General features: G+C 63.0%; 13 protein-coding genes and 1 riboswitch. Of the genes, 5 read left to right on the top strand and 8 right to left on the bottom strand.

The features are described from left to right. Nucleotides 1-66: 66 nt before the first annotated feature. The 3 genes from ACFRFQ_RS02700 to ACFRFQ_RS02690 all read right to left on the bottom strand — a co-directional run bounded on the left by ACFRFQ_RS02700 (nucleotide 67) and on the right by ACFRFQ_RS02690 (nucleotide 1,903). Nucleotides 67-771 (bottom strand): superoxide dismutase family protein, encoded by a 705-nt coding sequence (locus ACFRFQ_RS02700; RefSeq protein ID WP_378652757.1) that lies wholly within the window; start codon nucleotides 769-771, stop codon nucleotides 67-69. 89 nt (nucleotides 772-860) lie between these two features. Next, nucleotides 861-1,448, bottom strand: coding sequence for a LytR C-terminal domain-containing protein (locus ACFRFQ_RS02695; RefSeq protein WP_378652755.1), 588 nt, complete (start codon nucleotides 1,446-1,448; stop codon nucleotides 861-863). Nucleotides 1,449-1,519: 71 nt separating this feature from the next. Further along, the gene (locus tag ACFRFQ_RS02690; protein WP_378652753.1) at nucleotides 1,520-1,903 is read right to left on the bottom strand and encodes a DUF3263 domain-containing protein; all 384 of its coding nucleotides are present in this window, start codon (nucleotides 1,901-1,903) and stop codon (nucleotides 1,520-1,522) included. Between the two features lie 183 nt (nucleotides 1,904-2,086). Between ACFRFQ_RS02690 and ACFRFQ_RS02685 the strand changes: the two genes are divergently transcribed. The 3 genes from ACFRFQ_RS02685 (at nucleotide 2,087) to ACFRFQ_RS02675 (ending at nucleotide 4,384) form a co-directional block, all read left to right on the top strand. Next, nucleotides 2,087-2,683 carry a peptide deformylase gene (locus ACFRFQ_RS02685; RefSeq protein WP_138869884.1) on the top strand — a complete coding sequence of 199 codons (597 nt, stop codon included), beginning with the start codon at nucleotides 2,087-2,089 and terminating at the stop codon, nucleotides 2,681-2,683. Nucleotides 2,684-2,754: 71 nt separating this feature from the next. After that, complete coding sequence (locus ACFRFQ_RS02680) at nucleotides 2,755-3,564, top strand: GNAT family N-acetyltransferase (protein WP_378653517.1); 810 nt, start codon at nucleotides 2,755-2,757, stop codon at nucleotides 3,562-3,564. Nucleotides 3,565-3,580: 16 nt separating this feature from the next. Continuing rightward, on the top strand, nucleotides 3,581-4,384 hold the full coding sequence (locus ACFRFQ_RS02675; protein ID WP_378652750.1) for an exodeoxyribonuclease III: 804 nt from the start codon (nucleotides 3,581-3,583) through the stop codon (nucleotides 4,382-4,384). Nucleotides 4,385-4,407: 23 nt separating this feature from the next. On the opposite strand, the gene ACFRFQ_RS02670 is transcribed toward ACFRFQ_RS02675, so the two are convergent. Beyond that, a complete protein-coding gene (locus ACFRFQ_RS02670) occupies nucleotides 4,408-4,809 on the bottom strand; it encodes a GNAT family N-acetyltransferase (protein ID WP_378652748.1) in 402 nt (133 codons plus the stop codon). 152 nt (nucleotides 4,810-4,961) lie between these two features. Next, nucleotides 4,962-5,069, top strand: a riboswitch (TPP riboswitch). Between ACFRFQ_RS02670 and thiC the strand changes: the two genes are divergently transcribed. Then, nucleotides 5,062-6,672, top strand: a complete 1,611-nt coding sequence (thiC, locus tag ACFRFQ_RS02665; RefSeq protein WP_378652745.1) for a phosphomethylpyrimidine synthase ThiC — start codon at nucleotides 5,062-5,064, stop codon at nucleotides 6,670-6,672. (Overlaps the previous riboswitch by 8 nt.) Then, complete coding sequence (gene thiD, locus ACFRFQ_RS02660) at nucleotides 6,669-7,511, top strand: bifunctional hydroxymethylpyrimidine kinase/phosphomethylpyrimidine kinase (RefSeq protein ID WP_138869888.1); 843 nt, start codon at nucleotides 6,669-6,671, stop codon at nucleotides 7,509-7,511. Before thiC ends, thiD begins: the two co-directional genes overlap by 4 nt. 24 nt (nucleotides 7,512-7,535) lie before the next feature. Here thiD and ACFRFQ_RS02655 read toward each other — a convergent pair whose 3' ends face one another. The 4 genes from ACFRFQ_RS02655 to ACFRFQ_RS02640 all read right to left on the bottom strand — a co-directional run bounded on the left by ACFRFQ_RS02655 (nucleotide 7,536) and on the right by ACFRFQ_RS02640 (nucleotide 11,722). Then, complete coding sequence (locus ACFRFQ_RS02655; protein ID WP_378652741.1) at nucleotides 7,536-8,393, bottom strand: adenylate/guanylate cyclase domain-containing protein; 858 nt, start codon at nucleotides 8,391-8,393, stop codon at nucleotides 7,536-7,538. Nucleotides 8,394-8,435: 42 nt separating this feature from the next. Beyond that, entirely contained in the window at nucleotides 8,436-9,893 is a 1,458-nt protein-coding gene (locus ACFRFQ_RS02650) for a M28 family peptidase (RefSeq protein ID WP_378652738.1), read from the bottom strand. An 84-nt stretch (nucleotides 9,894-9,977) separates the two neighbouring features. Next, complete coding sequence (locus tag ACFRFQ_RS02645) at nucleotides 9,978-10,748, bottom strand: ABC transporter permease (RefSeq protein WP_378652736.1); 771 nt, start codon at nucleotides 10,746-10,748, stop codon at nucleotides 9,978-9,980. Continuing rightward, a complete protein-coding gene (locus ACFRFQ_RS02640) occupies nucleotides 10,748-11,722 on the bottom strand; it encodes an ABC transporter ATP-binding protein (protein WP_378652733.1) in 975 nt (324 codons plus the stop codon). The genes ACFRFQ_RS02645 and ACFRFQ_RS02640 overlap by 1 nt, the downstream gene beginning before the upstream one ends. Nucleotides 11,723-11,763: the final 41 nt, after the last annotated feature.

The raw sequence follows: 11,763 nt of genomic DNA, 5'->3' as shown, positions 1-11,763 counted from the left end.
ATCGCGAGAACACCGTGCTGGCTACTGCGTGGTAGTTGCCGAAGTGATACAGAACTCAGAGCAGGATCAGCTCTTGGTGATGACACCACACGCAACGCGTGCACCGGCGTCACCGGTATCGAGGGTCTGCTGATCCGGCGCCGGCGCGTAACGCGTCGGAATGTTGCCGAAGTTGTCGGCGCCCGCGTGGATCATGACGGACGTGCCGCCGTTTGCCACCAGGTCGTCGACAGTGAACGCGTCGGTGGTGGTGACGAGGGTGGCAGAGCCGTCCTCGAGAACCTGCACGGACGTCAGGTCGCCGCTGGCCGGATGGCCGGTGTGGCCCTCTGCCTGGAAATGTCCGCCGGCCGAGAGGAAGTTGCCCGGCTCGCCGCCGCTGGGCGCAACCGAGTTGGTCTCGCACTTGGCAACCTGGTGAACGTGGAAGCCGTGGAAGCCCGGCGTCAGGCCCTTCGCATCGAGGGTGACCTTGACGTCACTACCTTCCTGCGTGAACGTGACCGTGCCGACCTTGCTGCCGTCTGCGCCGGTCAGGGTCGAGGTAACCGTCTCGGTTGCGGAGCTACCGGCATGAGCAGTCGACGACGCTCCGTGGCCTTCGCTCTCGTGTGCGCTGGGGTCGGCCGCACCCGTCCACACAGGCGGAGTTGTACCGGGGACGCTGCTGGGCTCTTCGTTGTTACTGCAGGCAGTCAAGCCGAAAGCGGCTAGTGCGACTACGGGGGCAACGACGCGCCAGGACATACGCCGGGTGCTGCTGGGGGCCATCGAACCGCTCCTTTGGGTGGCGAGGAAGTGCAACTGATCATAACGGCGTGAGTAGTACACAGACCCGACGGGTGGTCCGAACCGACGGGTCAGTTGGACGTGACGATGACGATGACACCGGGCGACGCGTTTGCGATACCGGCAAATCGTGGCTCTGCCGTCACACCGAGTTCGGCGGCAATCTGCTGCGCCGCTGCCTTCTCTGCCGCGGAAGATCCGTAGAACACCGTGGTGGTGCTCACCGTTCCTTCGCTGTAGTTACCCGTCTCCTCGACATTCCAACCCGCTGCGGTCAACTCTTCTGCAGTACCTGCCGCGAGACCGGACACCGTGCTGTTGTTGAGAACCCGGACACTGACACTCGAAGGGTCGACGCTCACCGACGCGCCGGCCGAGGCCGAGGTCGTCGTGGCGGACGGGCGTGTCGTCGTAGTTGCCGTCGCAGTTTCTGCGGAATCGGTGTCGGTATTTGCAGCCGGTGCAGTTGTCGCCGGGGCTACCGCCGTTGTGGTCGCGGCTGCTGCGCTCGTCTCGGTCTGCTCGGCCGCCGTGTTGTCGGAATCGGAGCCGCCGAGTGACGCCGCACCGAGCCCGATGAACACGATCGCGAGGGCGATCAGCACCATGGCAATAGCGCGTAGGGGTGGTCCGGACGGCTGCTCTTTCGGGGTACTCACGCTCTCGACCCTATCGCCAGTGGGCGGTTCGACCGTTCATCGACAGAGATTCGAGCGCAGGTTTTGCGACTTCACGTCACCTCGAAGCCGAGGCGACGAGCTGCCCTCGCCTTCTGACGGCTGGCGCGCAACCGACGCAAGCGCTTGACCAGCATCGGATCTGCTGCCAATGATTCGGGGCGATCAACGAGTGCGTTGAGCACCTGGTAGTAGCGGGTTGCCGACATGTCGAACAACTCTTTGATCGCTACTTCCTTCGCGCCGGCGTACTTCCACCACTGGCGTTCGAAGGAGAGGATGTCGTGTTCTCTGCGGGTGAGTCCGTCCTCGCCGACATCATTGATTGCCGGACTGTTGATTCCCGGACTGTTGATTGCCGAGCCGTTGACAGCCGCTGACTCTTCGACTTCGGCGCCATCGGTCTGGCTTCGACTACGCACTACTGCGCTGTCCATGTCACTCCTCGACTGCTGTATTCGCCGTCAGTGAGACTGTGTCCCCCTGTTGCCCACGTTCCCCCGGGCACGTGGCCCGACCGAGCAACAAATCACATCGTTGTTCTTCAGCAACCATTGAACCACGAGGTATCGGACGGGCCGCGATAACCACGCGGGCGCGCCGCAACTATCCTTGACACCATGGCTATCCTCCCCATTCGAATCGTCGGCGACCCGGTACTGCACGAGCCCACAAAGCCGGTTACGCAGTCTCCGGCGGAAATCGCCGAACTGATCGCCGACATGTACGAGACGATGGACGCTGCCAACGGCGTCGGCCTCGCGGCCAATCAGGTCGGTGTTTCACTGCGTCTGTTCGTGTTCGATTGCCCAGGTGACGATCGTAGCGACACCCGCCGACGCGGAGTTGTAGTCAATCCCGTCCTGGAGACGTCGGAAATCCCGGAAACGATGCCTGATCCCGACGACGACTTCGAAGGTTGCCTCTCGGTTCCCGGCGAACAGTTCCCCACCGGCCGCGCCGACTGGGCCAAGGTCACGGGCACCGATGCCGACGGCAATCCCATCGAAATCGAAGGCACCGGTTTCTTCGCCCGGATGCTCCAGCACGAAACCGGCCACCTCGACGGCTTCCTGTACACCGACGTTCTGATCGGCCGGAATGCGCGCGCCGCGAAGAAGGCCATCAAACAGTCCGGTTGGGGTAAGCCCGGATTGACGTGGACTCCCGGCACTGTCGACGATCCGTTCGGCCACGACGACGAATACGAAGACTGAGAAGTTTGCCCATCTCGATCGGTAGCCGGGTGGTGCTGCGATACAAGCTCCCACCCGGTTACTCGCATCCGATGACCGATGTGATCGGCACCCTCGAATCCGCGGACCCGATCACGGTCCGCGGCAACGACGGGCGGGTGGTCACCGTGTCAGCAGATCAGGTGATCGCACTCAAAGTTCTTGCTGCGCGGCCCATTCGAGTGGGTGATATCCGAAACCTCGAGATCGCGGCTGCCACCGGTTCGCCGGGAACCGAGCAGGCCCGGATCGACGGTTGGCTGCTGCGCATCGGGCACTCACCACACGACACGGACTCAGCACTCCCCCTCGGCGAACCCGGTGGCAGTGCGTCACGAACCCCGGAAACGCTGAGCGCCATCCGTTCGTGGTTCACCGATCGGGGACGTCCGACCACTCTGATGCTGCCCGATCGCCTCGGAAGTGCCCCGTCCACGTGGATTTCCGGCGGCGAGGGCATCATGTTTGCCGCCGATCTCGACAACGTCGCCCCGACGCCGCCACAATTCACGACCACCATCGACGACGCTCGCGCTGGGGACACTCTCGCTCGCGTGGCGATCGGAACGATCGGCAGCGCCGACACGATGATCCTGGCTTCGGTGCGAGCCGCCGTCAGCGATGCCCCCGACGGCCGAAGGTGGGCGGGCCTGCTCGATCTCGAAGTGGCGGAGCCGCATCGACGGCACGGAATCGGCATTCTGATCTGCACGGACTTGCTCGGATGGAGCCGAACTCAGGGCGCAACCCATGCCTACCTGGCGGTTCCCGAAGACAACACGGCGGCGGTCGCTACGGCACGCTCACTCGGCTTCGTCGAGCATCATCGCTACCGGTACGCCACCGCGCCTGTCGGTGCCTGACGCTAGGCTTGCCCGCGTGCGCATAGCTACCTGGAACGTCAACTCCGTCCGTGCCCGTACCGACCGGATCATCGATTGGCTCGACCGATCCGACGTCGACGTCCTGGCGATGCAGGAAACCAAGTGCAAGGACGAGCAGTTCCCGTACGAACGTTTCGAAGAGATCGGCTACAAGGTCGCTCACGTCGGACTCAGTCAGTGGAACGGCGTTGCCATCGCCTCTCGTGTCGGTCTCGACGACGTGCAGATCGGCTTCGAGGATCAGCCGGGGTTCACCAAGGATCCCGAAGCGGAGCAGGTGCGCGAGGCCCGTGCGATCGGCGCGACGTGTGGCGGGGTGCGGGTGTGGAGCCTGTACGTTCCCAACGGCCGTGAACTCGACGATCCCCATTACGCCTACAAGTTGGACTGGCTTGCCAAGCTTCGCGACGACGCCGAAGGCTGGCTCAAGCAGAATCCGGACGAGCAGATCGCCCTCGTCGGCGACTGGAATGTCGCCCCCACCGACGAGGACGTCTGGGATCCCGCTGTCTTCGAAGGCAAGACCCACACGTCGCCGGCCGAACGCGCTGCCTTCGACGCCTTCATCTCGTCCGGTTTCACGGACGTCGTCCGCCCCCACACTCCCGGCCCCGGCGTGTACACGTACTGGGACTACACGCAGCTCCGCTTCCCGAAGAAGCAGGGAATGCGCATCGACTTCATTCTCGGCTCGCCCGCACTCGCAGCGCGGGTCGAGTCGGCAGAGATCGATCGGAACGAGCGTAAAGGCAAGGGCGCCAGCGATCACGCCCCTGTCATCGCACAGCTGGGTGCCTGAATAGCGGAAGCGGCGAGAAGCAGTCAGTCCTCGACGAGCAGATCGAGATATTCGGGATGCTCGCCGAGGTAACGCTGTACGTATGTGCAAACCGGGCGCACCGACCAGTCACGTTCGCGGGCGCAGTCCATCGAGAACTGCACGAGTACGGCCGCCATTCCCTGGCCGCCGTACTCTTCCTTGACGACAGTGTGCATGTACGCAACTACATCGCCGGCTTCGGCGCCGTATCCGAGGATCTCGTCTTCGTCCCGATACCCGAGGATGCCGACCAGTTCGTCGCCCGCGAGTAATTCGAACCGTTCATGTGACGGGTTGTCGACCAGCGTGATGTCGGTGTTGTTCATGGCGGAGTTGTTCCTGGCAGAGTTGTTCATGGTGGAAACCTCCACTGCTGCACGCACGGTACTCAAACTGTGATCCATGCCACTTATAGAAACAGTTACCGACGACGCTGTCCCGGGTTCGCCCAATTTTTGCACCGAGCGTGACGCGACCGCAATGGCACCGAGATTTTCTTTCGGCGCTGAGATAGAGTCGCGCGGTGCCGCTGTGAGCGCGCACACGCACAATTTCATACGACCACCACGGGGGCTCGCACCAGCGGGCTGAGAGGACGGCTAGGGCCGTCGACCGGATGAACCTGACCGGGTAATGCCGGCGTAGGGAGCGCATTAATGCACGAGAAGTCTGTCAACAAGGCTGCCGAAGATATCGCAGCTGTGACTACCGGCCCGATCGAGGGCAGCAGCAAGCACTATCTCGAATCGGATTCGCTACGAATTCCGCTTCGACGCGTCACCCTCACAACTGGTGAGCATCTTGACCTGTACGACACGTCAGGTCCGTACACCGACACGACCGTCGAGATCGACCTCGACGGCGGCCTCCCCCGAACGCGTGACACGTGGGAGCGGAGTTCGAGAAGTTCGACTCAGCTCGAATGTGCCAGAGCCGGCGTGATCACCCCGGAGATGCGGTATTGCGCTGCCCGAGAGGGCGTTTCCGCAGACCTCATCCGTTCCGAGGTCGCCAGAGGCCGGGCGGTAATCCCGGCCAATCATCACCACGGCGAACTGGAACCGATGATCATCGGCAAGAAGTTTGCCGTCAAGATCAATGCAAACATCGGAAACTCTGCCGTAACGTCCTCCGTGGCAGAGGAAGTCGAGAAGATGGTGTGGGCAATCCGGTGGGGCGCCGACACCATCATGGATCTCTCGACGGGCAAGGACATCCATCTCACCCGAGAGTGGATTCTGCGGAACTCACCCGTTCCTGTCGGCACCGTTCCGATCTATCAAGCGCTCGAGAAGGTCAACGGCGACCCCACGGCCCTGACATGGGAGATCTACCGTGACACCGTAATCGAACAGTGTGAGCAGGGTGTGGACTACATGACCGTCCATGCGGGTGTACGAATCGGCTACATCGCTTTGACCGCCGACCGAGTCACCGGGATCGTCTCTCGTGGCGGCGCGATCATGGCTGCGTGGTGCATGCACCATCGTCAGGAGTCGTTCCTGTACACCCACTTCGAGGAACTGTGCGAGATTCTGCGGCGCTACGACGTCACGTTCTCCCTCGGGGACGGTCTTCGCCCCGGTTCGATCGCCGACGCAAACGACGCTGCGCAATTCGCGGAGTTGCGCACGCTGGGTGAGCTCACCCAGATCGCGAAAGCCGCTGGCGTCCAAGTCATGATCGAGGGTCCGGGACATGTCCCCATGGACAAGATCGAAGAGAATGTCCGCCTCGAGGAGGAACTGTGCGACGAGGCACCGTTCTACACGCTCGGACCGCTGGCGACGGACATCGCACCTGCCTACGATCACATAACGTCGGCTATCGGTGCGGCGATGATCGCGCGGGCCGGAACCGCGATGCTCTGTTACGTCACACCCAAGGAACACCTCGGCCTGCCCAACCGCGACGACGTGAAAACTGGAGTGATCACGTACAAGATTGCCGCGCATGCAGCAGACCTCGCCAAAGGACATCCCCATGCCCAGGCCCGGGACGACGCACTGTCCAAGGCGCGCTTCGAGTTTCGCTGGCTCGATCAGTTCGCGTTGTCGCTCGATCCGGATACGGCACGAGAATTCCATGACGAGACACTTCCGGCCGAGCCCGCCAAAACCGCCCATTTCTGTTCGATGTGCGGTCCGAAGTTCTGCTCGATGCGGATCTCGGCGGACGTGCGTGCGTACGCGGATCTCCGGGAAACCGAACCTACCCGGACCGAACTGCCGTTTCCCCAGGTCCGATCGGTAGGCTCGTCGTCGTGAACCTGCTTCCCCTGACGCCCTCCGGCCAGACGCCGATTCGTGCCCTCACCATCGCCGGAACCGATTCCGGCGGCGGCGCCGGCATTCAAGCCGACTCCCGAACGATGGCAATGTGCGGCGTGCACGCCTGCGTAGCCGTTGCGGCCGTCACCGTGCAGAATTCGGTGGGCGTCAGCGGTTTCCACGAGATTCCGCCGCAGGTCGTCGCCGATCAGGTGCGGACCGTGGTCTCGGACATCGGCATCGGCGCCGCCAAGACCGGCATGCTGGCATCGACGACCATCATCGAAGCGGTAGCCGCGGTTGCCGCGGAGGTGGGGATCGGCCGCGACCGGCCGATCCCGCTTGTTGTCGACCCGGTCTGCGCGTCGATGCACGGAGACCCACTCCTGCACGCCGAAGCGCTCGACGCCGTCCGCAACGTCCTCATCCCGGCCGCAACTGTTGTGACACCGAACCTGGACGAAATCCGGTTGATCACCGGAATCGACGTGCAGGACGACGCTACTGCCCGCCGCGCCGCCGAGGCACTGCACGGCCTGGGCGCTCAGTGGTCCATCGTGAAGGGCGGACATCTGCGCACCTCGGACATGAGCACGGACCTGCTGTTCGACGGCGATACCTTCCTCGAGTTCAGTAGTCCCCGCATCCAGACCGGCAACGACCACGGCGGCGGCGACACCCTTGCTGCAGCCATCACGTGCGCACTCGCACATGGTTATTCGGTTCCCGACGCCGTCGCCTTCGGCAAGGAATGGGTGACCAAGTGCCTCGAGGCGTCGTACGACCTCGGAGCCGGTCACGGCCCTGTCTCACCGTTGTGGCGGCTGGAAGTCTAGAAGAACGCTGGAAGGCTGGAAAGACTACGCCTGCCACACGCGCCAGATACCCAGATCCTGCGGCACTCCGTTGGGCGTCGTCGCAAAGAATCCGCGGCGCCACGGCCGGATCTCCAGGTTCAGCTCTTCGAGGGTTCCCGGCGCAAGTTCTTCGAGAGTTGCCGCAGACATCATGACGTTGCCGTCGCCGCCCAATCCCATCATGCGGGCGGCGATGGTCACGTCGACACCCAACCAGTCGTCGCCCAGCTGCCGGGGTGTTCCGGTGTGGAGTCCGACCCGCATTCTGGGCCGATAGCCGTCGAGGTTGACTTGGGCAATGGCGTCCTGCGCCGCAAAGACGGCGGCCACTGCGGCGTCTGGACTGGTGAACACCGCCATGAGTCCGTCGCCCATTCGTTTCACCACGTGACCGTAGCGATCCGTAATCGGCGTTTCGACCGCTTGCGCGACTGCCCGCAGAAGCGCCAGTGTGGCCCCGTCGCCGGCGTGGAGCGACCACGTGGAGAAACCGACGAGGTCGGTGAAGACGATAGTCAGTTCCTGATCACCGCGGCCGCGGCCCATCTTCTCGAGGGCCGCCTGCCACACCTGCAGCGCGCCGAGGCTCATTTCCCTGGTAGCGGCCGGTTTGTGGTCGAGAAAACGATCAGCGACTCGGGCCACCGCACGTGCGCCGCCCGGCCCGGACAGGGAGAGCGGGTCGCCGAACCCCGGGTCACCCGGAAGCAACCGCCGGACGCGTCGTAGCGCGTCGATGAGCTGCTGATGTCCGTTCAGATCCGACGCAGTATTGAGCACGGATCCAATGACCGAGCGGACGCCGACCGGAGCGGCATCGCGCACGTCACCGGGTACTTCACTCGGGATCGGATCGCTCATTACTCGAGAGTAACCCAGAGCTGCGGACTACGCGCCGCATGTTCACTTGGTCCGGGCCGAGGTTCTGGTTTCACCTACCGGAACTCCGTTGACGCCACCGATATCCTGCGCATACGTTGCGACCGCAAATGCCACTGCGGCGGAATTCGCGGCCAGTGCGTCAGAATCGATGTTGGCGAGATCGTCCAGCGCCGTGTGATAGTTCGGATCAAAACTCACTCCGGGCTCGCCGCCCCACTTCAATGCTTGTTCGACGGATTTCAGTTCCTCGGCCCCACTGAACACGCCGCCAGCTGGAATCCCGATCTCGATGAACGGGCCGTAGTCCGATCGTCCGTCGAAGTCCGTTCCGTCTGTCACGATTCCCCGACCGGCGAGAAAGTCGACGAAGGTGCGTTCGATGCCAGCCGAGCCCTCCGGTCCCGGACCTTCGCCGAGACCATCCGAATTGTCGCCGTCGTAGACCAGATATCCGGGGTTGGGTGAGCCGAGCATGTCGAAATTCAGGTACAACGCGATGGCCGCTTGTTCCTCCGGACTGAGCCCGGCAACGTACTCTGTCGAGCCGACGAGGCCCAATTCCTCGGCGCCCCAGAACGCAAACCGCACCGCGTTGGTGATGTCCGGCGAACTCCCCAGCTGCAGCGCCGTCTCCAGAATTGCTGCGCTACCGCTGCCGTTGTCGTTGATACCCGGCCCCTCGGGGACGCTGTCGAGATGAGCGCCGACCATGACCACGTCGCTGGTCGATCCGGTCTTCGTTTGCGCGATGACGTTGCGCGAGCGTGTTGTGGTCGTGACCGTGTCCAGCACCAGTGTGACGACGCCGCCGGCGGAGGCAAGCTGCTGTCCCGACGACAAGCTGATGCCTCCCGTGGGAATTCGCGCGATATCCGGATCGCCCAAGGTTCCGCCGCCCAACATCGCATCTTCGTTGTTGACGACTAACAGTGCAGCAGCGCCCTGATCTGCGGCGATAGTTTGCTTGGCGCCGAACTGGCAGACCCCGCGGGTAACCAGGACGATTGCGCCCGCGGCATCGAGGCCGTCGTAGTCGGAAGCTTCACAACCCGGCGTCTCATCTGCGGGTACCGACACGACGCGTGCGGTGATCCCGTCCGGCCCCGTGGACGTCGAGTAGGTCAGAGCGCGAACTGGAAAATTCATTCCGTCGACTGTGGTCAACGACTCGGTTCCCGGGTCGAAGGAACTGAACGTGAACTCCGGGGTTTGCACGTCGAAACCATTGTCTTCGAGCAGGTTTGCCACGTAGTCGACGCTGGCGTCGTAACCCGGGGTTTCGGTCGACCGTGTACCCCCGTTGGCAGCGGCGATCTTGCCGAATTGCTCGAGATGGCCCATTACGGCGTCGGCGGTGACAGTGTTCGAGAAGGCTTGCGGTTCGATCAATGCAGTATCTGCAGGCCTGGCCCCGGCCGAACATCCACCAAGCACCAGAACCCCGGCTACGCCGATTGCCAACGCGTGATGGAGTCTCATGTGCGACAGGGTAACCGCGCAGGCCGATAAGGAAACTGCTGTGCGCCTTTGTTAACCGCGGGCGGTTAACAAAGGCGCACAGTGTCAGGCGTCTCGACGATTCACAAGGACAATGCTGATACCGAAGATCACCAGGACGAAGACTGCGAAGTAGATCAGGCTCCCCCACGGTCCCCAGTGGAAATCGCTTGTCGTCATTTCCGGGCTGAGGAAGTGGTTTGCGTTGTTGAAGGGCAGGAACGGTGAGATCTTCTGGCCGACGCTGCCGAACAGTCCGAACAGGCTCTCGATGAGCAGTGGCCACAGGAGCAGGAGTGCAATGGCTCCGGCCGACTGGCGAATGATCGCGCCGACACCTACGGCCAGCACCACGCAGAAGAACGCGTAGATCGGGATGCCGTACATCGCACGCCAGTCGTCACCGCTCGAGAGGGTCAGGCCGGTGCTCGCGTCAGCCCCGGCGAAGGCCTTGGCCATGGCGTAAGCGCCGAATGCCAGAGCGAACGTCAGGACTGCACCGAACCCGCCGATCAGGCCGGCTTTGGCGGCGAGGACCGACGCCCGGTTGGGCACTGCCTGGAATGTGGTGCGAATGGTTCCGAAGCGGTATTCACTCGTGATCGCGAGGGCCGCCATGATCATGAGGACCATGATGCCGAAGCCCGAGATTCCGGCGGTGGCAACTGCCGCATCGAGATCGGGGGCGCCCTGGGCGTCCGTCGACGTCAGAGCAGACTTGGATACCGCGCCCATGATGGCGGCAAATCCGAGAGCGAGCACGATGATGATGACCGAGCACCAGAGCGGCGATTTGGTCGTGGTGATCTTGATACGTTCAGCACTGAGAACAGCCATTACAGTGCACCTCCCATGACATTCTGATGAGCATTCGGTTGAGCGACAGCAGGACCGGTGACCCCGGTCGCGTGGTACTGGACATCGTCGCCGGTGAGCTTCATGAAGGCATCCTCGAGCGAACCACGCTGAGAAGCCAACTCGTGCAGCACAATTCCGTGCGACCCCGCCACATCACCCACAATTTCGGTGGTGGAATCGACAACCACCAACGCCGGGACAACTCCCGAGCCGTCTTCACGAACCGTCAGACCCTGCGAAATCAGCGTGCTCCGAAGAGCATCGAGCTGAGGACTACGCACCCGAACCGTCGACTCGGACGAGCGATCGACGAACTCGGCGACAGTCGAATCCGAAATCAATCGGCCACGACCGATGACAACCAACTGCTCCGCAGTCAGCGCCATCTCCGAGAGAAGGTGGCTCGACACGAGAACCGTGCGGCCCTCGGCAGCCAATCGCTGCATGAACTTACGAATCCAGACGATGCCCTCCGGATCGAGACCGTTGACCGGCTCGTCGAACAGGAGCACCTTCGGGTCGCCCAAGAGCGCACCGGCCAGGCCGAGACGCTGCGACATACCGAGCGAGAATCCACCGGCCTTCTTACCGGCAACCTCGGACAGTCCCACCAGGCCGAGAACCTCGTCCACCCGAGACTTCGGAATCCCGTTCGAAGCAGCCATCCACTGCAGATGCGCCCGGGCGCTGCGGTTCGGATGAACCCACTTCGCATCCAGCAGCGCACCGACAGTACGCAGCGGCTCCTTCAGCTCGCGGTACGACTTGCCTTCGATCAACGCCTCACCAGAAGTCGGGCGATCCAACCCCAGGATCATCCGCATCGTCGTGGACTTGCCGGCGCCGTTGGGTCCGAGGAACCCTGTGACGATGCCGGGGCGGACGGTGAACGTCAGATCGTCCACCGCTTTGGTCGGTCCGTAAACCTTGGTCAGTCCCCTCAGTTCAATCATGAGGAGAACTCTGCCTGATCCGGCCCCGCCTGCACATCAGC

This window comes from Rhodococcus sp. NPDC056743, assembly GCF_042790355.1.
GTDB lineage: Bacteria > Actinomycetota > Actinomycetes > Mycobacteriales > Mycobacteriaceae > Rhodococcus_F.
Note: the sequence above shows the minus strand (reverse complement) of the source record. Positions and strands in the feature narration are given on the sequence as shown.

What these genes read in the sequence shown, in the direction of transcription:
- ACFRFQ_RS02700 (WP_378652757.1), bottom strand. Translation starts at nt 771, where the DNA reads ATGGCCCCCAGCAGCACCCGGCGTATGTCCTGGCGCGTCGTTGCCCCC.
- ACFRFQ_RS02690 (WP_378652753.1), bottom strand. Translation starts at nt 1,903, where the DNA reads ATGGACAGCGCAGTAGTGCGTAGTCGAAGCCAGACCGATGGCGCCGAA.
- ACFRFQ_RS02685 (WP_138869884.1), top strand. Translation starts at nt 2,087, where the DNA reads ATGGCTATCCTCCCCATTCGAATCGTCGGCGACCCGGTACTGCACGAG.
- ACFRFQ_RS02680 (WP_378653517.1), top strand. Translation starts at nt 2,755, where the DNA reads ATGACCGATGTGATCGGCACCCTCGAATCCGCGGACCCGATCACGGTC.
- ACFRFQ_RS02670 (WP_378652748.1), bottom strand. Translation starts at nt 4,809, where the DNA reads ATGGATCACAGTTTGAGTACCGTGCGTGCAGCAGTGGAGGTTTCCACC.
- thiC (WP_378652745.1), top strand. Translation starts at nt 5,062, where the DNA reads ATGCACGAGAAGTCTGTCAACAAGGCTGCCGAAGATATCGCAGCTGTG.
- ACFRFQ_RS02655 (WP_378652741.1), bottom strand. Translation starts at nt 8,393, where the DNA reads ATGAGCGATCCGATCCCGAGTGAAGTACCCGGTGACGTGCGCGATGCC.
- ACFRFQ_RS02650 (WP_378652738.1), bottom strand. Translation starts at nt 9,893, where the DNA reads ATGAGACTCCATCACGCGTTGGCAATCGGCGTAGCCGGGGTTCTGGTG.
- ACFRFQ_RS02645 (WP_378652736.1), bottom strand. Translation starts at nt 10,748, where the DNA reads ATGGCTGTTCTCAGTGCTGAACGTATCAAGATCACCACGACCAAATCG.
- ACFRFQ_RS02640 (WP_378652733.1), bottom strand. Translation starts at nt 11,722, where the DNA reads ATGATTGAACTGAGGGGACTGACCAAGGTTTACGGACCGACCAAAGCG.